The organism is Megasphaera sp. UBA4233 (assembly GCF_002395615.1).
GTDB classification, from domain to species: domain Bacteria; phylum Bacillota; class Negativicutes; order Veillonellales; family Megasphaeraceae; genus Megasphaera; species Megasphaera hexanoica.
Genome location: NZ_DGXL01000026.1, coordinates 101,245 through 121,826 on the forward strand (window position 1 = coordinate 101,245; position 20,582 = coordinate 121,826).

The 20,582-nt window shown below is 49.4% G+C and carries 20 protein-coding genes and 1 riboswitch; of the genes, 7 read left to right on the plus strand and 13 right to left on the minus strand.

What is annotated here, in order from left to right; all coding sequences use genetic code 11:
• Positions 1 to 33 precede the first annotated feature (33 nt).
• From B2U90_RS09770 to rpmH, 13 genes are all read right to left on the minus strand, one after another.
• On the minus strand, positions 34 to 1,995 hold the full coding sequence (locus B2U90_RS09770; protein ID WP_292017672.1) for a PTS fructose transporter subunit IIABC: 1,962 nt from the start codon (positions 1,993 to 1,995) through the stop codon (positions 34 to 36).
• Between the two features lie 35 nt (positions 1,996 to 2,030).
• Positions 2,031 to 2,936, minus strand: a complete 906-nt coding sequence (gene pfkB, locus B2U90_RS09775) for a 1-phosphofructokinase (RefSeq protein WP_292017673.1) — start codon at positions 2,934 to 2,936, stop codon at positions 2,031 to 2,033.
• Positions 2,933 to 3,697: a DeoR/GlpR family DNA-binding transcription regulator gene (locus tag B2U90_RS09780; RefSeq protein ID WP_059076236.1), complete on the minus strand. Its 765-nt coding sequence runs from the start codon at positions 3,695 to 3,697 to the stop codon at positions 2,933 to 2,935. Before B2U90_RS09780 ends, pfkB begins: the two co-directional genes overlap by 4 nt.
• Positions 3,698 to 3,933: 236 nt before the next feature.
• Entirely contained in the window at positions 3,934 to 5,220 is a 1,287-nt protein-coding gene (locus tag B2U90_RS09785) for an L-lactate MFS transporter (RefSeq protein ID WP_059076235.1), read from the minus strand.
• A 79-nt stretch (positions 5,221 to 5,299) separates the two neighbouring features.
• Positions 5,300 to 5,386: riboswitch (ZMP/ZTP riboswitch) on the minus strand.
• 59 nt (positions 5,387 to 5,445) lie between these two features.
• On the minus strand, positions 5,446 to 6,498 hold the full coding sequence (locus B2U90_RS09790) for a D-alanyl-D-alanine carboxypeptidase family protein (RefSeq protein ID WP_292017674.1): 1,053 nt from the start codon (positions 6,496 to 6,498) through the stop codon (positions 5,446 to 5,448).
• 26 nt (positions 6,499 to 6,524) lie between these two features.
• Positions 6,525 to 7,238, minus strand: a complete 714-nt coding sequence (gene rsmG, locus B2U90_RS09795) for a 16S rRNA (guanine(527)-N(7))-methyltransferase RsmG (RefSeq protein WP_292017675.1) — start codon at positions 7,236 to 7,238, stop codon at positions 6,525 to 6,527.
• The gene (gene mnmG, locus B2U90_RS09800; protein ID WP_292017676.1) at positions 7,225 to 9,111 is read right to left on the minus strand and encodes a tRNA uridine-5-carboxymethylaminomethyl(34) synthesis enzyme MnmG; all 1,887 of its coding nucleotides are present in this window, start codon (positions 9,109 to 9,111) and stop codon (positions 7,225 to 7,227) included. Before mnmG ends, rsmG begins: the two co-directional genes overlap by 14 nt.
• A gap of 41 nt (positions 9,112 to 9,152) precedes the next feature.
• On the minus strand, positions 9,153 to 10,532 hold the full coding sequence (mnmE, locus tag B2U90_RS09805) for a tRNA uridine-5-carboxymethylaminomethyl(34) synthesis GTPase MnmE (RefSeq protein WP_059076231.1): 1,380 nt from the start codon (positions 10,530 to 10,532) through the stop codon (positions 9,153 to 9,155).
• 127 nt (positions 10,533 to 10,659) lie between these two features.
• Positions 10,660 to 11,511, minus strand: a complete 852-nt coding sequence (gene jag, locus B2U90_RS09810) for an RNA-binding cell elongation regulator Jag/EloR (protein WP_059076230.1) — start codon at positions 11,509 to 11,511, stop codon at positions 10,660 to 10,662.
• A complete protein-coding gene (locus B2U90_RS09815; RefSeq protein ID WP_369814267.1) occupies positions 11,508 to 12,194 on the minus strand; it encodes a YidC/Oxa1 family membrane protein insertase in 687 nt (228 codons plus the stop codon). The genes jag and B2U90_RS09815 overlap by 4 nt, the downstream gene beginning before the upstream one ends.
• 68 nt (positions 12,195 to 12,262) lie before the next feature.
• Positions 12,263 to 12,472: a membrane protein insertion efficiency factor YidD gene (gene yidD / locus B2U90_RS09820; protein ID WP_059076229.1), complete on the minus strand. Its 210-nt coding sequence runs from the start codon at positions 12,470 to 12,472 to the stop codon at positions 12,263 to 12,265.
• Complete coding sequence (gene rnpA / locus B2U90_RS09825) at positions 12,469 to 12,828, minus strand: ribonuclease P protein component (protein WP_059076228.1); 360 nt, start codon at positions 12,826 to 12,828, stop codon at positions 12,469 to 12,471. Before rnpA ends, yidD begins: the two co-directional genes overlap by 4 nt.
• An 87-nt stretch (positions 12,829 to 12,915) precedes the next feature.
• The gene (rpmH, locus tag B2U90_RS09830; RefSeq protein ID WP_059076227.1) at positions 12,916 to 13,050 is read right to left on the minus strand and encodes a 50S ribosomal protein L34; all 135 of its coding nucleotides are present in this window, start codon (positions 13,048 to 13,050) and stop codon (positions 12,916 to 12,918) included.
• 430 nt (positions 13,051 to 13,480) lie between these two features.
• Between rpmH and dnaA the strand changes: the two genes are divergently transcribed.
• The 7 genes from dnaA to B2U90_RS09865 all read left to right on the plus strand — a co-directional run.
• Positions 13,481 to 15,091, plus strand: coding sequence for a chromosomal replication initiator protein DnaA (dnaA, locus tag B2U90_RS09835; protein WP_292017677.1), 1,611 nt, complete (start codon positions 13,481 to 13,483; stop codon positions 15,089 to 15,091).
• A gap of 221 nt (positions 15,092 to 15,312) precedes the next feature.
• Complete coding sequence (dnaN, locus tag B2U90_RS09840) at positions 15,313 to 16,428, plus strand: DNA polymerase III subunit beta (protein WP_292017678.1); 1,116 nt, start codon at positions 15,313 to 15,315, stop codon at positions 16,426 to 16,428.
• Positions 16,425 to 16,643: an RNA-binding S4 domain-containing protein gene (locus B2U90_RS09845; RefSeq protein ID WP_206084919.1), complete on the plus strand. Its 219-nt coding sequence runs from the start codon at positions 16,425 to 16,427 to the stop codon at positions 16,641 to 16,643. The genes dnaN and B2U90_RS09845 overlap by 4 nt, the downstream gene beginning before the upstream one ends.
• Positions 16,644 to 16,647: 4 nt before the next feature.
• Positions 16,648 to 17,736, plus strand: coding sequence for a DNA replication/repair protein RecF (gene recF, locus B2U90_RS09850; protein WP_059076224.1), 1,089 nt, complete (start codon positions 16,648 to 16,650; stop codon positions 17,734 to 17,736).
• A complete protein-coding gene (locus tag B2U90_RS09855; RefSeq protein ID WP_059076223.1) occupies positions 17,729 to 18,607 on the plus strand; it encodes a DUF721 domain-containing protein in 879 nt (292 codons plus the stop codon). Before recF ends, B2U90_RS09855 begins: the two co-directional genes overlap by 8 nt.
• A gap of 2 nt (positions 18,608 to 18,609) precedes the next feature.
• On the plus strand, positions 18,610 to 18,855 hold the full coding sequence (remB, locus tag B2U90_RS09860; protein WP_059076222.1) for an extracellular matrix regulator RemB: 246 nt from the start codon (positions 18,610 to 18,612) through the stop codon (positions 18,853 to 18,855).
• A 75-nt stretch (positions 18,856 to 18,930) separates the two neighbouring features.
• Positions 18,931 to 20,582, plus strand: a 1,652-nt coding sequence (locus B2U90_RS09865; RefSeq protein ID WP_292017679.1) for a DNA topoisomerase subunit B, incomplete at its 3' end; no start/stop codon positions are given.

The window sequence follows — 20,582 nt, forward strand, 5'->3', positions numbered from 1 at the left end:
TAGTTTACTCTATGTTCATTAGTATGGCAACCGTTACGACTGGGTGCGTTTTTTGCGGATAATCCCCATGATGACGGCTGCAATGACAGCGCCGGCTGCCAAAGATGCAAAATACATAGGCCAGTTGGTGACGACGCCGAAGACAAAGATGCCACCGTGCGGTGCCGGTACGGTACATCCGAAAAGCATGGAAAGGGCACCAGCTGCAGCAGATCCGATAGCGCAGGGCGGAATAATGTGCAACGGATCCGACGCGGCAAAGGGAATAGCTCCTTCTGTAATGAAGGACAGTCCCATGATAAAGTTGGTAATCGTAGACTGCCGTTCTTTCGGCGTAAATTTTTTCTTGAAGAGCAGCATGGAAAGGGAAATCGCAATGGGTGGCACCATGCCACCGATCATGACCGATGCCATGATGCCCGAGCTGACGGCCGCACCAGATGCGTCCATAAGGGATGCCGTGCCAAAAACATACGCCGCTTTATTGATAGGACCGCCGAAATCGATTGACATCATACCACCCAGGACAAGGCCTAGGATGATGCGGCTGGATGTCGTCATAGATGAGAGCGTATCTGCCAGCCAGTGATTGAACACCGATGTCGGAGGATTAATGATATACGTCATGATAAGGCCGATGAGGACCAGTCCCAGTACGGGGTAGATGAGAATCGGCTTAGTCCCTTCTAACGCCTGGGGAAGATGGGAAAATATTTTTTTCAGCAGGATGATGAGATACCCGGCAATAAATCCGGCAAAGAGGGCCCCGAAGAAACCAGAACCACCAGTCGTCGCCAGGAAGCCGCCGACGATACCCGGCATGAGAGCCGGCCGTTCACCGATACTGGCAGCAATATAACCGGCCAGGATAGGCATCATCATACTGAATGCCAGTCCGCCGACGTTTTTCAGGAATGCCGAAAGAGGAGTTCCTGTACCAAATTGGGCCGTACCGGCATTACCCATATCGAAAAGAAATGCCAGGGCAATGAGAATCCCGCCGCCAATGACGAAGGGCAGCATGTGGGATACGCCGTTCATCAGATGCTTATATATCTGACGGCCTGTACTTTCGCCGCTTTCCGCCTCTGTTACCGCTTCCGACTCAGAAGCCGTACCATGGAATACAGGCGGTGTCCCGTCCAGGACCTGCCGGATGAGAGCCTGCGGCTCTTTGATTCCTGCCGCCACATTGACGAAGAGGACGCGTTTGCCATCAAACCGTTCCACCGGTACGTCTTTATCGGCAGCGACGATGACACCGGCAGCACGGCGGATATCATCCGCCGTCAGGTGATGCTTGACACCGCCGGAACCGTTCGTTTCAATCTTGATATCGACACCCATTTCAGCAGCCTTCTGTTCCAGTGCTTCCGCTGCCATATAGGTATGGGCAATGCCGGTCGGGCAGGCCGTAACGCCGATGACATAAGGGCGTCCGGCATCTGGTGCGGCAGATTGCGTTTCCGTATCAGTCACATCATCGGATACGGCATTGCCGTCTACAGCAGTTTCTTCAGCTGCGTCTTCAGCCAGCTGGGCCGTTTCGGCATCGGTGATGATCTGCAGGTATTCATCAGCCGATGCAGCCTGCATCAGTTTTTCCCGGAAATCATCATCCATGAGCATCCGGGAAAGGCGGCTCAGAACTTCCAGATGAATATTGGCACCACCGGCAGGGGCTGCAATCATGAAGAACAAATAGGCCGGTTCATCATCGAGGCTTTCGTAATCGACGCCCTGACGGACAATCATCGACGCCAGGCCTGGCGTCGCTACGGCGTCGGTCTTGGCGTGGGGAATCGCTATGCCTTCACCGATTCCCGTACTGCCTTCTTCTTCCCGGGCAAGGACACAGGCCTTGTAGGCTGCCGTATCTTTCAGATGACCGCCCTTTTCCATCAGTCCCACGAGATGATCGATAGCCCCGGCTTTATCAGCAGCCCGGGCCTGCAAATCAATACTTTCTTTTTTTAATAAGTCTGCAATACGCACGGAATTTTCCTCGCTTTCCAGAAAACGCACATCGGTCACAGTGTTTTATACAATTTCTTTATTTCCTTTTCGCCAGCAAGCCAGTCCTGGAACGCTGTAGCACTGCCGGCAGCAATCCCCCATTTCAGCGCTTCTTCCAGACTGCCGCCAGATGCTTCAAAACCAGCCAGGAAACCGGCTACCATGCTGTCACCGGCACCGACGGAATTCACCAGCCGGCCCTGGGGAGACGGACGGCGGTAGATCTTTCCATCTTCACCGAGAAGCAGGGCCCCGTCACCGCCGAGAGAAACGAGGACATTGCGTGCTCCCATGGTCTGGAGCCGTTTGGCACACATGATGATTTCTTCATCCCTGTGCAGGACAACACTGAAGAGTTCACCCAATTCATCCTGATTGGGCTTGATGAGAAACGGCCGGTAGGCAATGACGTTGCGCAGCAAGTCACCGGTGGCATCGACAACCGTGCGGATATGGCGAAATTCCATGCGTTTCAGGATTTGTTCATACATATCGCCCGGAAGAGTAGAAGGAATGCTGCCGGCCAGTACCAGCGTGTCTCCTTCATCCAGAGCTTCAATTTGTTTCATGAGCTGTTTCAGTTTATCCTTCGGAATAACCGGCCCCATTCCGTTGACAGCCGTTTCTTCTTCCGCACTGATTTTCATATTGATACGGGAATACCCCTTGTCCAGACGGATGAAATCACAATCGCCTCCGTTTTCTTCACAGAGCCGTTCAATTTCCTGCCCCGTAAATCCGGCCATAAAGCCCAGCATCCGTGCCGGTATGTGGAGATTTCCCAGGACAAGCGCTACGTTGATGCCCTTGCCACCGGGATAAATCGTTTCCTTTTCAGCCCGGTTAATGGCACTAGCGGCAAATTTTTTCATGTGAACGACATAATCCAGAGAAGGATTAAAGGTAACGGTATAAATCAAAGCACATGCACCTCCGTCAATTTCTTATAAGGAGCAAAATCGACATCCCGGCTGCTCCGTGCCGTTATGACTGACACGCCTGTAAGAGGCGCAAATGTAATATGGGAAGCCAGGCCGAATTTGCTGCCATCCGCCAGTATATAGGCCCGCCGGCACTGGGAAAAGGCCGCGGCCTTGGCAGCAGCTTCTTCTGCGTCCGGCGTCGTACAACCTTCTTCCAGGCTGATACCATTGGTACCAAAAAAGCCATAGGTAAAATGATACTGCGCCAGTGCCTGAAGGAGTTCACTGCCGACGACGGATGCAGTCGTTCCCCTTACATGGCCTGGCAGCATATGGACAGATATGCCATTCCGGGCCAGTTTTTGTGCCAGGGGCAGGCTGTTGGTCAGAAAGGATGCCCCTGACCCCGTCAGAAAATCTGCCATCTGTTCCACCGTCGATCCCGCATCAAGATACACAAAATCGCTATCAGTCACGCAGGAAGCAGCATACTGGGCTATGCGCCGTTTTTCCGTCATATGGAGAGAATACTTATGTTCCAGTTCTTCCATATTGGCTTCATACACCCCTTCTTCAGAAGGCAGTGCCGTTGCCCCGCCATGAACACGGCGAAGCCGGCCGTCCCGGTTCAGGACCGACAAATCACGCCGCACCGTCGCTTCAGAAACCTGAAAATAATCAACCAGTTCCTGTACGGAAACAGAACCGCCGGCCGTTACCAGCCGTACCATCTCATCTTGTCGTTCTTCTGTCAGCACATATATCACCTACCTCTGTACAATCAGAATTACTTTTTATACCCCGTATTATACAAACATTTTCATTCATTTTCAATCACGTTCAATCATTATATTGAAATAGCAATCATTTCCGTTCATTTATACTAGAAGGTAATAGAAAAAACGGCTGCCACACGAAGCAACTATTTCATGTGACAACCGTTTTCTGATATGCTTTTCGCCTTTATAAAAACTATTTGAAAAATTTACATCTGTTACTGCATGCTGTGTTCTTTCTGTACACTGGCTGCTACAGCATTGTCGCTGGTAACAATACCATGACGCGTCTTGTATTTGAGGAAGAGCATAATGGCCAGAGCCAGTACGAAACAGCCAGAGAAGAACTGCAGTGTAATGGCATAACTGTTGGTCGTTTCCTTAATGAGCGACAGGACCAGGGGACCAGCAACGCCAGCAGCTCCCCAGGCCGTCAGGATCCGGCCGTGGATGGCACTCAGTTCCCGCGTCCCAAAAAGATCGGAAAGGTAGGCCGGCATGCAGGAGAAACCGCCACCATAACAGGTAATGATGAGCAGGACGAGTATCTGGAAACTGAAAGCTCCCGTGACATGGGACAGCTGCCAGAATGCCAGGATTTCAATAGTAAAGAACAGGACATAGGTCATAGAACGGCCCAGGTAATCGGAAACAGTAGCCCAGGCAATGCGGCCGGCGCCGTTCATGAATCCGATTATGCCGACCATCGAAGCCGCTGCCATCGGCGACATGCCGACGACTTCCTGAGCCATAGGAGAGGCGACAGCCAGAAGAGCAATGCCACAGGTAATATTGGTAAAGAAGAGCCACCAGATAGTATAGAGCTGCCACGTCTTCATCGCTTTTTTTACGCTAAACTGAGGCATGGCATCGGCATAGACCGGCGTATGGCGGGAACCGGCTTTGCGAAGAGCCGCATCGGAAACGGGGACTTCTCCCGGTTTGGGTGGAGCCAGATACAGAGAAGAAGCCGTCATGATGACCATATATACCGTGCCCAGGATGAGAAAATTGGGAATCAGGCCCAGATGCTGGACCAAAAGCTGCATGACCGGACCGGCAATCATACTGGCAAAACCAAATCCCATGATAGCCAGGCCCGTCGCAAAGCCACGGTTGTCCGGGAACCATTTGACCAGTGTCGAAACGGGAGTGATGTAACCTGTTCCCAGACCAATACCGCCAATGACTCCGTAGAAGAGATATAACAGAGGCAGGCTGTGGAAATATAACGCTGCAGCCGTGCCGAACATGCCACTGCAGAAAAAGGTCATGGCCAGCAGACCCGACTTACGGGGTCCGATTTTCTGGACGAAGCTGCCGAGAAAACCAGCAGACAGTCCTAAAAACAAAATAGCCAGGGAAAAGGTCCACGTCGTATCTTTGAGAGAAAATCCCATAGCCTGCATGATAGGACGGGTAAGGACACTCCAGGCATAGACACTGCCAATGCAGATGTGGATGCCCATAGCAGACAACGCAATAAGCCAACGGTTCTTTTTCATGAATCCATCTCTCCTTTGCGGTCGGCCGGCAAAGAGAGTGCAAAAAAAGCACCGGCCGGCTGGCCAAAGCATATTTTCATATCTTTGCCCAGACGGTCGGCGCTTTTTCTAAACGATACAGTCCACGTGGTTATTCCACTTGATTCCGTCAGGCCTGCATCGCATATTTTCTTGATATTCTTTCATTATATCAGGAAACATCTGTCTGTCAATAGGGAGCCTGTCTTATTTTTCATTCTGATTTTCCGCAGCAATCCGGGCCGCCTGTTTCTGCTGGGCTGCTATCTGGGATAAGGTCTGTCCTGCCGGCGCATCGCGCAGGACATAGGCTTCATCGGCATCAGCCGGTGCATTAGATGCACGGCCAGTCTGTGTTACAGCCTGGGAAGCGGTAACCGCTGCTTTTTCGGCAGCTGTCGCCGTCGTTGCCGTCGTTACATTCTTTACAGCAGCTTCTGGGGCCGACAGGCGTTCAAAGCCATAGGTCAGGAGAGCTGCCGCATCACCAGCACGGTCACCGCTGTTGAGTATGGACGCAACCAGGGTATGACCATTACGCGTAGCAGAAGCTACCAGACAAGGGCCGCCATCGTTAGTCGCACCGGTCTTGATGCCGTCAGCTCCCGCAAAACCGCTGGTGAGAAATTCATTCGTCGTTTCGCAATGCTTCGTACCACTGTCTGCATAGGGCATGTCAAAGGAAGCATGATTGACGAGTCCCCGGAAATCGGCTGATTTCATGGCATAGGCGCCAATTTTTGCCAGGTCTCTCGCCGTAGAATAATGATTTTCATCAGGAAGTCCGGCCGGATTGGTGAAGTGCGTATGACTGGCCCCAATAGATGCCGCTTTTTCATTCATAGACTGAACAAAGCTGTCCAGAGACGGCGAAACCGTAACAGCCGCATCATATGCCACATCACAGCCCCCGACCGTCATCATGCCCGTCAGGGCATTGCGCAACGTCACCTTGTCACCGGGATAAATGCCGAGACGGCTCACATCGCCGGCCAGCTGCTGGGATGCATCGGATACGGTCATGACCGTATCGAGTTTTCCCGATTCGACGCCAAGGATGCTGGTCATCATCATAGTCGTACCGCCAGGATACATGCGCTGATCTGCATTTTTGGCATACAGTTCATTGCCCGTCGCAGAATCGATGACGCAGGCTGACTGAGCATCGATCTGCGGTTCTTCTGCCAGTGCCGATGCACTGAACATCGTAAAGCAGGCTGCCAGGACGACAGCTATAGACGTTTTCAAAGACATAATCATACACCCTTTCTCCTGAAGTTTTTATTTTATAATGGATGTTTTGCCGCCATTTTGGGTTTGCGCGGGTATTTAGCCGGACTCGTGCCACTCTTGCGGATATAGAGGACCGCCCGTTTATCGGAAAGCCCGGGAAGCGTTACCGGGCGGACTTCTTCCAGTGTCCCTCCCAATATGCGCAGGGCATTGGAAGCCTCTTTGATTTCTTCCTCATATTGCGCTCCTTTAAGAGCAATGAATAAGCCATTGTTCCGCACGTAAGGCAGCGCCCATTCACAGAGAATGGAAAGGCGGGCCACCGCCCGGCTGGTCACCAGATCAAACTGTTCCCGGTATGCTTCCTGATGGGCCATTTCTTCAGCCCGCCCGTGAAGGAACGCCACCTTCCGGAGGCCCGTTTCCCGGCATACTTCATTCAGGAAGTTCAATCGCTTCTGCAGGGAATCAAAAAAAGTCACCGTAAGATCCGGCCGGAAAATAGCCAGGGGAATACCGGGAAAACCGGCACCCGTACCGAGATCCAGCAGGGAGGCATCCTTTGGAAAATACCTTTCATCATAACAGGACAAGCTGTCAGCCATGTGTTTGACTGCTACTTCACCCGGATCGGTAATGGCTGTCAGATTCATGACTTTATTCGTTTCCAGGAGCAGTTCTTCAAACCGGCAGAACTGTCGTATCTGATAGTCTTCCAGTACAAGTCCCATAGCTTCCATAGCATGGATGAGGTCATTTTGAAACATGGCCGCCCTCCCGCTGATACTGTTCCAGATAAATGAGAAGGGCCGTAATATCTGCCGGAGAAACGCCGGAAATACGGCTGGCCTGCCCAAGCGACCGGGGCCGGATTTCATCAAGTTTCTGCCGCGCTTCACCGGACAGCGTATCAATATCGGCATACACAATGTCGTCCGGCATGAGTTTTTGTTCCAGACGGTTCATTTTTTCTACTTGTTCCATCTGGCGGCCAATATATCCTTCGTACTTGATCATGATTTCGATTTCTTCTTTGACATCGGCATCCAGTTCGGGAAGATCAAAAGTCTGGCACAGTTTGTCATACGACAGATCCTGACGGCGCAGTAATTCATAGGCCGTTATGCCCGTATGGACCGGAGCCGTGCCGAGAGCATCCAGTTTTTCCGCCATCGCTTTGCTCGGTGTAATGGAAATGGATCGCAAAGCGGCGATGCCATCAGCAATAGCTTTCTTTTTGGCACAAAATACGTCGTACCGTTCCTGACTGACCAGACCGATATCATAGCCTTTCTGGGTCAGACGCAGATCGGCATTATCCTGACGGAGGACGAGGCGGTATTCACTGCGGCTGGTCATCATGCGATATGGTTCCTGCGTTCCTTTCGTAACCAAATCGTCAATGAGTACGCCAATATACGCTTCCGAACGGGTAAGGATAAAAGGATTTTTTCCCTGCACCTTGCGGGCAGCATTGATACCGGCAATCAGGCCCTGGGCTGCTGCTTCTTCATAGCCGCTGGTACCATTGGACTGGCCGGCAGAAAACAGGCCGCTCACTTTTTTCGTTTCCAGGGACGGTGTCAGCTGCAACGGGTCGAGGCAGTCATATTCAATAGCATATCCGGGCCGCATGATTTTCACATCTTCCAGCCCGGGAATGGTGCGCAGGAATTCGTATTGGACATCGATAGGCATACTGGTACTCATGCCCTGGACGTACATTTCTTCCGTAGATTGTCCTTCTGGTTCGATAAAGAGCTGATGCCGCTTTTTATCGGCGAAGCGGACGATTTTTGATTCAATGGAAGGGCAGTACCGGGGACCGATACCTTGTATGATGCCATTGCACATGGGTGCCCGGTCAAGATTATCGCGGATAATTTTGTGCGTTTTTTCGTTGGTAAACGTCAGCCAGCAGCATTCTTTATTCCGGTTTTTCCATTCTGACAGGAACGAAAAGGCATGACCATCAGTATCACCTTCCTGCACAGCCATTTCATCCGTACGAAGCGTACGCCGGTCTACCCGGGCTGGTGTCCCCGTCTTGAAACGCATGAGTTTCAATCCTGCTTTTATCAGCGACCCGGACAGATCTTCTGCCGAGCGCTGGCCGATAGGACCTCCGGAATAGGTGCATTCGCCGATGATGATTTTACCTTTCAGATATGTCCCGGTCGCCAGGATGACACAGGATGCGCCATAGACTTCCCCCAGTTCGGTCTGTACGCCGGTTACTTTTCCGTCTTTTGTAAGGAGGTCCGTAATCATGAGCTGCTTGACATCGAGATGATCCTGATTTTCCAGTGTTTTTGTCATGGTCATCTGATACAGTTTTTTATCTGACTGGGCACGCAGGGAATATACGGCTGGCCCCTTGCCCGTATTGAGCATACGCATCTGCAGGCACGTCAGGTCCGTATTGATTCCCATCTGGCCACCCAGGGCATCGATTTCCCGTACGAGGTGGCTCTTTCCCGGCCCTCCTACAGCAGGATTACAGGGCATAAGAGCAATATTATCAAGATTCAATGTCGCCATCAAGGTTCTGGCACCCAGACGGGCACTGGCAAGGGCTGCTTCACAGCCGGCATGGCCGGCACCGATGACGATAACATCATACGTATCTACTACATACATGGAATTTCCTTCCCTTTCGCAATACATTTGCAATCTATTTATCATTTACCCAGACAGAACCGGCTGAATATTTCTTCAACAATATCATCGTGAACCGTATCGCCTGTAATCGAGCCCAGCGTATCCCACGCCTGACGGATATCGATGACAGCACAATCCAGAGGCATTCCATCCTGCAACGACTGCCGTGCCCGTTCCAGAGCTTCTGCACTCTGCCGTACCAGTTCTATATGGCGGGTATTGGTCAGAAGAGCGCTGGGGCCATCGGTAAAGCCGCCTTTCAGCACTTCCTGCAGGAGTCTGTCCTTCAACTCTTCCAGACCGTCCCCGGTACTGGCCGAAATGGGGCAGATTGGGAAGCCATAGGTGCTCAGGTCCTGGCTGGTCATGACAGACGGCAGATCCGTCTTATTTAGGACAATAATGACATTTTTATCTGCCGCAGACTGGAGGATATCTTTGTCTTCATCCGTAAGGGGACGGGAACCATCTATGACAGCCAGGATGATGTCTGCCTGGTCCAGATACCGACGGGCCCGGCTGACGCCAATTTTTTCGACTGTATCATCCGTTTCCCTGATACCGGCTGTATCGACGAGGCATACGGGAACGCCGCGCAGGGTAATCCATTCTTCTAATACATCCCGTGTCGTACCCGGCACGTCCGTAACGATGGCCCGTTCTTCCTGAAGAAGACGGTTCAGGAGACTCGACTTACCGGCATTGGGCGTACCGGCAATAGCGGCCATGACGCCGTCGCGGATCATGCGCCCGTTCTGGGATTCTTCCAGCATATGCTGCAGTTTTTCCTGCATTTCCTGCAAAGCACCGGATACGTCCGGCACAGCAATATCTTCCAGATCTTCTTCCGGATAATCAATCATGACTTCCAGCCGCGTCACCAGCTCGGTCAGTTCTTTGCGGGTCTTATTGATGACCTTGGAGAGCCGGCCCTCCAGCTGGCTTACAGCACTGGTGAGACCGGCCCTGCTTTTAGCCTGAATCACATCCATGACGGCCTCAGCCTGGGCCAGGTCGATACGGCCATTGACAAAGGCCCGTTCCGTAAATTCACCGGGATTGGCCATGCGGGCACCACTGCGCAATATGAGCTGCAAGATAGATTCCAATGCTTCCCGGCCGCCATGGCACTGGATTTCCAATACGTCTTCTGCCGTATAGGAGTGAGGGCCTTTCATGATAAGGGCCAGGACTTCATCGATACAGGTCCCATTTTCATCGACAATAGTCCCGTACTGAATAGAACGATCACGGCGTTCCTTCAGGGGAACTGCCGATTTACTTTTAAATATTTTATCTCCTACAGCATAGGCATCGGGTCCGCTGATACGGATTGCACCGATACCGCTTTCTCCCAGCGGTGTCGTAATCGCCGCAATGGTATCTGCCGTATCGTACATACAAACACTCCTTTCTGACAGGACTACAGGCGGACCGGTCAGATAACAAAAATGGCCAGATACCAGCGGTCCGTGAAAGATTCACTAACCAACTGACACTGACCACTGGTCACTTGCTCCGTTAGCCTTATTCAGCGTAATAAATGACGACATGACGGTACGGATCCTGACCTTCACTTTCCGTACGGACATGTTCGGCGTCCTGAAGTGCTACGTGGATAATTTTCCGTTCATAGCCGTTCATCGGTTCCAGGACGACTTTATCACCTTTCTTTTTCACCCGTCCAGAAAGGCGCAAAGCCAGCTGCTTCAGCGTTTCTTCCCGGCGGTGGCGGTAATTTTCGACGTCGAGCATGATGAAATGCCGCGTTTCTTTTCCCTGATTGGTTGTCAGATTGGTAAGATACTGGAGTGCATCCAGCGTCTGTCCATGTTTGCCAATGAGGATACCGAGATTTTTTCCATGGAGATGAAGGATAATTTTGTCCGGCTTGATCATTTTTTCAATCATGACCTGCATGCCCATATTCTTCAGGACTTCCTGGAGAAATTCCCGTGCTTTGGCAGCCGCTTCTTCAGCGGTAAAATCTTCTACGGAATCTGCTGATTCTTCTGCAGGAGAATCTGTTACGGAATCTTCCCCGTCATCGGCAGGACTAGCTGTTTCCGGTTCGGCCGGATCAGCAGCTGGTTCAGACGCAGACTGTGGTTCTGCCACTGCTTTTGTTTCCGTAGCGGCGGTCTGTTTTTCTGCTTCTTCTGCCTTGCGCACATCTTCCTGCTGCCGCTGCAGCACGTGTTCTGCTTCTTCTTTGGCTGTCACGCGGACGACGGCAGGCTTGCTGCCAATGCCGAGAAAGCCGCTTTTCGGTTCGGCCAGCACTTCTACCGTCACTTCATCACGGGTCAATCCCAGCTGTACCAGACCGGAACGGACAGCATCTTCTATCGTTTTTCCTGTCGCTTCTACATGATTCATGCGTTAGCAGCTCCTTTCTTTTTGCCGCGGAACATGATGATCTGCTGCAGCCACTGGAATACGTTGGATACAACCCAGTAAATGACAAGGCCACTGGGGAAACTGATGCTGATCCAGCCAATGAAAAGAGGCATGACAATCTGCATGATTTTCTGCTGTTTGGCCTGGGCTTCATTCATCGCTACCTGGGCACCGCTCATCTGTTTCTGGATAGCAAAAGTGGAGATAGCTGAAAGAATAGGCAGAATATAAGTAGGATCGGCATCGCCGAGACTGGGCATCCAGAGAAAACTCTTGTATGCTTCATCATAGGGATATTCACGCAGGGCATAAAATATGGAAATAAGGAACGGCATCTGGATAAGGATAGGCAGACAGCCTGAAAACGGACTGACTTTTTCTTCTTTATACAATTTCTGCAGGGCCATCTGCATTTTTCTTTGGTCGCCCTTATACTTTTTCTGTAATTCCTTGACTTTCGGCTGAATTTTCTGCATGCCTTCCATAGAACGGATTTGTTTAGCCGTCAGAGGCGCCAGTATCAGCTTGATGATAACCGTCAGCAAAATGATGGCAATGCCATAACTCGGATACCCGACCATATGGGTAAACTGGTAGCAGTAATCGAGAAAAACGGACATAATGCCAGACAGCACGTCCATGATTCCGCTAAAAAAACTCAATACTCTCAACTCCTGTCGAAGATTAAAAATGAAAAAATCAGACAGCCTTCATTTCATCTGCCTGATACCTAGGGTACAGGATCATATCCGCCTTCATGAAAGGGATGGCATTTTAAAATGCGCCTGATTGCTAAATAACTCCCTTTCAGTGCGCCGTACTTCTGCAACGCTTCAATGGCATAAGCAGAACATGTAGGATAAAAACGGCAGCACGGCAGATGCAGCGGAGATATGCACATCTGATAAAAACGTATCAGGAATATGAATAAGGATTTCATTCACATCGCTTCTTCCATACGTTCGCCCGGCGGAACAATTGCAGGATGCTCCGCTCAGCTTCTTGATATCCAACCTGTTTTAAATAGCCGCGCCCAATCAGTACCAGATCATAACCGTCTTTCAGCTCGTATTGATGGAGGCGGTATACTTCCTTCATCAGCCGGCGGCACCGGTTGCGTTCTACGGCACAACCGATTTTTTTGCCAGTTACAAAACCGATACGGGTTGGCTGTTTGGGAGAACGGGGCAGTACATACAATACGGCCAGGCGGTTGACAACAGATCTGCCATGGCGGTATACGAGCTGGTATTCCCGGTTTTTGCACAGCCTCTTCTCTTTGTTTAACTCGTACATCGTATAGTTCCTAAGCTTGTAATTCCTAAAAATGGCAGAAGAACAGAAAAATTCCTTCCAGGAACTTTTCTGTTCATCTCGTAAAAATTAAGCAGAAAGCTTCTTTCTGCCTTTCATGCGGCGTTTTTTCAAAACCATACGGCCACCTTTAGTCTTCATTCTTTCACGGAAGCCATGAGTTCTTTTCTTCCACAATACATTCGGCTGATATGTCTGTTTCAAGATAGACACCTCCTTCTTATCGATACAACGTATATTGAATTTACACCATAACAGTGTAATTATAGACAATCCCCCTGCCGATGTCAATTGTTTATTGGAAAAATTTGAAAAGACTGGGTTATCCAAAAAAGCAGAGATATAGACGGAGTATATAGATGCTTTATTAAATATAATCAAAGCCTAACATATATATAACCAATTTCTAACTTCTATTTGTGCACAACTTACTTTTGATGTACAATACAGATGTGGTCTTCATACAAATATTCACCAAGTTATACACAGTTTATCCACAGATTGTGGATAATTTAATAGGTCGGAAACTCGATATTTATCGGCTTTCCGCTTTTTTCAGCCTATTTTATCCACTTTATCCACAATCTTTTATGAACATATCCACACATCACCCGATTGGAAAGGAATGCATGACATGATAGACCTGACTGAACTCTGGATCGGTATACTGACCGATATACGGCCTCAGGTATCCCCGCAAATTTACGACAACTGGTTTGAAGCAGCCCTGATTCCCTGTATGTATGAAAACGATGTCCTAACACTGGATACGACGAGTCGTTTCGTCTGTTCTTTCATCAGCAAAAAATATACAGATCTCCTGGAAACGGCAGCCAGCCATGTAACAGGCCGTCCTACACAGGTACGCCTTATCTACAGCACGGGAGGGGAAACGACCCCCGACCCGTCTGTATCTCCGGCAGCACCATCATCGGCGTCTTCAACACCTGCAGCATATCATCCGGAAAAAACGGTATCTGCAGCACCAGCTTCGTCTTTTAAAGTACTGGAAGAAGACACGATCCGGGAAAATCAGGAATATGATGAACCCGAATGGGCACAAACGACACTGGAACCGGTAGATACGGAAAATCCTGATACGTATGAATACGAAAGTATTTCTCTTCCAGAAATCCGCTCAGCCAAAGATATCACGCCACCGCCAGCAGCAGAAAAACCAGAACCGGTCCCGGCCGCACAGGTTCCCGTTTCTGACGGATTGAACAGCAACTATACGTTCGATACGTTCATCGTTGGCAACAGTAACCGTATGGCTAACGCCGTCGCATTGTCCGTAGCTGGTGCACCGGCCCAAAAATACAATCCTTTCTTTATTTATGGCGATTCCGGACTGGGAAAAACTCATCTAATGCACGCCATCGGTCATAAAATCCGGGAAAATTTCCCTAACATGAGTTTGCGCTGCATTACCAGCGAAGACTTTGCCAATGAGCTCATCCAGTCTATCCAGGATAAAAATCCGGAAAGCTTCCGACAGCGGTATCGCAACGTCGATGTACTCCTCGTCGATGATATACAGTTCCTGGAAAATAAAGAACATACACAGGAAGAATTTTTCCATACTTTTAATAAGTTATACCAGGATCACAAACAAATGGTATTCACCAGCGACCGGCCACCACAAAATCTGAAAAAACTGGAAAACAGGCTCCGTTCCCGATTTCAGGCCAGCGCCGTCGCCCGCATAACGCCACCGGATCTGGAAATGAGGACAGCCATTCTCCGCCGCCGTTCCCAGTCTGAACACATTGAATTCCAAAATGATGCCATCAATTTCATCGCTGCTAATGTCAGTGAAAATATCCGTGAACTGGAAGGAGCTTTTGTCCGCGTCACGCTACAGGCTGCAGAGGAACATTCACCGGTTACGCTCGACATAGCCCAGCGGGCATTACAAGATTTAGTACAGGCCAGTGACAAGAAAAAATATATTACCATTGATGAAATCACAAAAGCCGTTTGTCAGTTCTATAAAGTAAAATATGAAGACCTGATGAGCAAGAAGAAAACCAAGTCGATTGCTTTTCCCCGCCAGATAGCCATGTATCTCTGCCGTGAACTGACGGAAAACACGTATCCTCATATAGGAACGGCATTCAATGGCAGAGACCATTCTACGGTTATGCATGCCTGTGATAAAGTTGCCAAGGCAATGGAAAAAGATAAAAATTTTCGCACCATGATAGAACAATTAAAGACGCGCATCATGAGCGTGGACAAATGAGCGGAAAAAATGTGGAAAAAAATCCGTTTATCCACATCTTCCGGAAAACAGTGGATTTGTGGATGGAAAAATCCTGTTTATCCACAAGTTATACACATCTGTGGATAGCATAAAATAAGGCCTTCACAGGACTTATGCACAATTTCACAGCGCCTATGACTATTACTACGATTTTAACTCATTTTTCAATTAACCTCACCATCATAGAAAAGGGGACAACCATGAAACTCAGATTCAAAAAAGAAGACCTCAACAAAGGACTCCAGTCCGTACAAAAAATCGCCCAGGATAAAAGTAATAACATTTCTTATGAAAATGGCCTGCTCATCAAAGCCATCGGTGATATGATCGAATTCCAGGCCAATGATTACGATATGGGAATCCGTACGGAAGTACCGGGCGTCATTGAAGAACCAGGCGAAGTATTTATTGCTAATCCATTTCTCATCGAACTGACACGCCGTCTGCCTGGTGATGAAATCGAGATGATCAAAGAAGATGGAGATACCCAGCTCCTGTTAAAAGGCGGAAAACTGAAATTTGAATGCCTGACAATCAATCCGGATGATTTTAATGAAGTAGACATTGTTGAAAATGGTACTTCTTCTTTCACGACAGACAGTATTACTCTGAAAGACCTCATCGACCATACATCATATGCCTGTTCTACCGATACGGCCCGTCCCATTTTCACCGGTACACATATCGATGTAAGCGGGACGACTCTCAATATGGTGGCTACAGACACTCATCGCCTGGCTCTCAAATCAGCCGAACTGGCCCAGCCGGCCGAACAGCCTTTCAAAGCCGTCATTCCGAGCCGGCTGCTCATGGAAATTGCCCGTCAGCTGCCGACGGATATACCGCAGGATGTACAGATTGTAGCGCTTCGCAATTTTATGACTGTCCGGTTTGGCAATATCTTTATCCGTACCCGGCTGATTGAAGGGGAATTCCCAAATTACCGCCGGGTTATCCCGACACAGTTTACCAGTACGGTGACGCTGAACCGCCAGGAATTTACAGCAGCCGTCGAACGCGCTTCTATCGTGGCAAAAGATGCCCAGTATAATGTCATTAATTTTGCTATTCAGGACGGACAGATCAGCCTGACCAGCCAGCATCCCGATTACGGCACGATTGAAGACAGTGTTTCCTGCCAGATTAAAGGCGAACCCATCCGCATCGCTTTTAATGGAAAATTTGTCCTGGATATCCTGAAACACTGCCATAGTGAAGAAATTGTACTCCAGCTGAAGACAAGTAGTCCGATGCTGGTACAAGATAAAGATGAACAGAATTGTGTATTTGTCGTTACACCAATGAGGGCAAAATGATAAAAAATATCGAAATTAAAACTAATATGATACAGTTAGACCAATTCTTAAAATGGGCTGATGTCATAGAAAGCGGAGGACAGATCCGTCCGCTTCTGGATGAAAAGAGGATTTTTGTCAATGGCGCATTATGCCAGGCCAAGCGGAAGCAGCTCCATTCCGGTGACATCGTTGAGATAAAGGGTATCGGTACGTATAAACTTATTGGGGAATAAAACTATGCTGATTCATGATATCCGCCTGCTGCATTTCCGCAATTATGATGATGAACGAGTGACATTTCCACCATCGATTGTCGTGCTGCACGGAAAAAACGGCCAGGGAAAAACGAATCTCCTGGAAGCGCTGTATATGGCAAGTATTGGTAAATCGTACCGGGGACTTGCCGATGCGGACCTCATCCAATGGAAGCAGCAGACGGCAAGTCTGATCCTTAATTTCAGCCGCAGCGGTGTCATACAGCAGATTAAAATGATTCTTTCCAAAGAAGCAAAGAAAGAACTATGGGTCAATAAGACGAGAGTGTCGCGCAGAGAGCTGATCGGTACGTTAAATGAGGTCCTGTTTTCACCAGAAGATTTGCAGCTTATCAAGGCGGGACCGGCTCTTCGCCGCCGGTTTCTCGATCGTGAATTATCACAGGTCAGTCCGGTGTACTGTCAGACTCTTCTCCGGTATCACCGGGCTGTTGCCCAGAGGAATCTGCTGCTTAAGCGAATGAAGTATGAAAAGGTCCAGTCCCTGGAAGAGTGGGACCGCCAGATTGCCAGCCTGGCAGCCGATATCGTACAGCGCCGCCTTCAGGCCCTGCATAAAATCCGCCTTCTGGCCCGGATTACCCACAAGCGCCTCAGCGGAGGGGAAGGACTGGACATTGACTATGTGCAGCCTTATGGTGACGGTAGGGAAAAGGATGCCCAGTGGTATTATGATATGCTGCAGTCCCATCTGGAACAGGACCGGTACCGCATGTCTACATCGGTCGGGCCCCACCGGGACGATTTGGAATTTTCCATTGCCGGAGCCAACTTAAAGAAATATGGCTCCCAGGGACAGCAGCGCACGGCTGTTCTGGCATTGAAGCTGTCCGAACTGGAATATATGAAATCGGAAACAGGGGAATATCCGGTACTTCTTTTGGATGATGTCATGAGTGAACTGGATAGTCAGCGCCGTCAGGCGTTATTATCCTTTGTTAAAGGACGTATCCAGACATTTATCACGACGACGGAACCGGATATGTTCCGGTCTGTTGCTGATTGTTCTTTTATCTGTATTGAACAAGGCAGGGTGGCTGCCAATGGTTAAACGGACCCATGAAATGGGAAAAGCCGGACTTTCTATACCGGCTGTCCTCAAAGAAAATAAACTGCTTACACCGTTCCGCTTTTTTCAGGCAAAGCGGGACTGGCCTCAGATTATAGGTAAACAAATTGCAAAATATTCTTATATTAAAGACGTAGATAAAAATTGCGTAATAATAGGCGTTCTCAACCCTGTGTGGATGAATCAGCTTTTTATGTACAGTCAGGAAATACAAAAGAAACTTAACGATTATATCGGTGAAGATTTCGTCCAGTCGGTGCGTTTTGTACGCAGTGGAAAAAAGCCGGCCCCGGTCGTGTATGAAACCCTTGAAGGAGAAGAGGAGTCAGACTATCCCCGGGGCCGTATCCGTGATGTGGTCTTATCCGATGATTATGTGCAGATGGTGAGGCAGGAAACATGCCACCTGCCGGAACGCATCCGCGGAAAGATGGCAGCCCTGCGCTTTGCCCAGGAAAAACGGCGCCTGTCCATGGAAGCCGAAGGATTCCGCCATTGCCCGCGCTGTGGCCGCTGGCTGGCAAAAGGAGAAACGATATGTCTCCTGTGCCGTCTCGAAGACAGGCAGCACAAGAAAAAGCTGGTACACGACCTGTTGATCCAGATGCCATGGCTGTCACTGGATCAGTTCGTTCATGAGATAGGAGCCGTACGCAGTGACCGGCTGTACGTAGAACTGTACAATGAAGTACGGCGGGACTGTATTTATAAGCTCATTGAACGGATCCACTACGATAGCGATACACCGGAAGATGATTTATTCCTGGCTTTGTTCATCACGAGGAAAACGCCGGTGGAACTAACCGATGATTATGTCCGCAACCTGGCTAACCGTTATAGAAAGAAGGAGTGATTATGTATCTTCATATCGGCGGAAACCGGATGATCGATGTACGCCGCCTCGTCGCCCTGTTCAAGGCTCATCCCAGCCGTGCCAGTAAAGCCAATCCGCTCATGCAGTACTATAAACCGTATGAATATGTGGGAAATAGTACAGAAAAGATTGGTACATATGTAGTCACGGAAGATGCTGTGTATGGTTCACCCCTGTCTCTTTCTACGCTGGTCAAACGGTATGAAGAGCTGTTTAGTGTGGATTGAACGGCTGAAATCTGGTATAATAAGATGTTACAGGTCCTGTGTCATCACAGTAGGACAGAAGAGGAGGAGCATTGCATGTCGGAAGACAAAAAAATAAAGTATGGTGCGGAACAAATCCAGGTCCTGGAAGGGCTGGAAGCCGTACGCAAACGGCCGGGTATGTATATTGGCAGTACGAGTCTGCGTGGACTGCACCATCTCGTATATGAAGTGGTAGATAATAGTATTGATGAAGCATTGGCCGGTTATTGCACACATATCGAAGTGGAAATCGGGGAAGACAATAGCATCAGCGTCATTGACAATGGCCGTGGTATTCCCGTTGCTATGCATAAAGTGGGGAAACCGGCTGTCGAAGTCGTTCTGACTGTGCTCCATGCCGGTGGCAAATTTGGCGGAGACGGTTATCCTATTTCCGGTGGGCTTCATGGTGTCGGCATCAGTGTTGTCAATGCATTGAGTGAATGGACCCGCGTGGAAGTCAAACGGGATGGATATTTGTATACTATTTCCTTTAAGCGTGGCGTGACCGACCAGCCGCTGATGAAAGTGCGTCCCTTGCGCCCCGGTGAAGAAACAGGTACCCACGTCACATTTAAACCGGATAAGGAGATATTCCCTGATACGGTCTATGATTTTGATACGCTTAAAACACGTCTGCGGGAACTGGCCTTCCTCAATAAGGGATTGCATATTACCCTGACGGATAAACGCGGTGACGGAAAACAGGAAGTATACTGCTATGAAGGCGGGCTGGTCTCGTTCGTAGAATTCCTGAACGAAAACCGTACGGCTGTTAATCCGACCGTTGTCCAGATTGATGGTGAAAAGAATAAAGTCATTGTCGATATCGCCATGCAGTATAATGACGGGTACAGTGAAAATATCTTGAGCTTTGTCAATGACATCTTTACTGAAGAAGGGGGAACTCATCTTTCAGGATTCCGTTCCGGTCTGACACGTACGATCAACGATTATGGCCGGCAGGCCGGACTCATCAAGGATAATGAAGATAATCTGTCCGGAGACGATGTCCGGGAAGGTCTCACGGCGGTCATCAGTGTCAAAGTGCGGGAACCGCAGTTTGAAGGACAGACTAAGACGAAACTGGGCAACAGTGAAGTCAAGGGGATTGTTGATAACATCGTATCAGACGGACTGCGGGAATATCTGGAAGAACATCCTGCAGAAGCTAAAAATATCATCAATAAGACGATTTCTGCATCGAGGGCCCGTCAGGCTGCACGCCGGGCACGGGAACTGACACGGCGCAAGAATGCATTGGAAATCAGTAGTCTTCCCGGCAAGTTAGCCGATTGCTCGGAAAAGAATCCGGATCAGACGGAAATTTATCTGGTCGAAGGTGATTCTGCCGGCGGCAGTGCAAAGCAGGGCCGGGATCGCCGCTTCCAGGCTATCCTGCCGCTCCGTGGCAAAATTATCAATGTGGAAAAGGCAAGGCTCGATAAGATACTGGCCAATGATGAAATCCGGTCTATGATTACTGCTTTTGGAACGGGTATTGGCGAAGAATTCGATATTACCAAGCGCCGGTACGATAAAATCATCATCATGACCGATGCCGATGTCGATGGCGCGCATATCCGTACGTTGCTGTTGACGTTCCTCTATCGCTACATGAAACCGCTGATTGAGCATGGTCATGTATTCATTGCCCAGCCGCCTCTCTATCAGATTCGCAAGGGCAAGAAACATTGGTATACCTA

Coding starts and splice junctions, on each gene's coding strand:
- B2U90_RS09785 (WP_059076235.1), bottom strand. CDS start 5,220: ATGAAAAAGAACCGTTGGCTTATTGCGTTGTCTGCTATGGGCATCCAC.
- B2U90_RS09790 (WP_292017674.1), bottom strand. CDS start 6,498: ATGATTATGTCTTTGAAAACGTCTATAGCTGTCGTCCTGGCAGCCTGC.
- rsmG (WP_292017675.1), bottom strand. CDS start 7,238: ATGTTTCAAAATGACCTCATCCATGCTATGGAAGCTATGGGACTTGTA.
- mnmG (WP_292017676.1), bottom strand. CDS start 9,111: ATGTATGTAGTAGATACGTATGATGTTATCGTCATCGGTGCCGGCCAT.
- mnmE (WP_059076231.1), bottom strand. CDS start 10,532: ATGTACGATACGGCAGATACCATTGCGGCGATTACGACACCGCTGGGA.
- jag (WP_059076230.1), bottom strand. CDS start 11,511: ATGAATCATGTAGAAGCGACAGGAAAAACGATAGAAGATGCTGTCCGT.
- yidD (WP_059076229.1), bottom strand. CDS start 12,472: ATGAAATCCTTATTCATATTCCTGATACGTTTTTATCAGATGTGCATA.
- rnpA (WP_059076228.1), bottom strand. CDS start 12,828: ATGTACGAGTTAAACAAAGAGAAGAGGCTGTGCAAAAACCGGGAATAC.
- dnaA (WP_292017677.1), top strand. CDS start 13,481: ATGATAGACCTGACTGAACTCTGGATCGGTATACTGACCGATATACGG.
- dnaN (WP_292017678.1), top strand. CDS start 15,313: ATGAAACTCAGATTCAAAAAAGAAGACCTCAACAAAGGACTCCAGTCC.
- B2U90_RS09845 (WP_206084919.1), top strand. CDS start 16,425: ATGATAAAAAATATCGAAATTAAAACTAATATGATACAGTTAGACCAA.
- recF (WP_059076224.1), top strand. CDS start 16,648: ATGCTGATTCATGATATCCGCCTGCTGCATTTCCGCAATTATGATGAT.
- B2U90_RS09855 (WP_059076223.1), top strand. CDS start 17,729: ATGGTTAAACGGACCCATGAAATGGGAAAAGCCGGACTTTCTATACCG.
- remB (WP_059076222.1), top strand. CDS start 18,610: ATGTATCTTCATATCGGCGGAAACCGGATGATCGATGTACGCCGCCTC.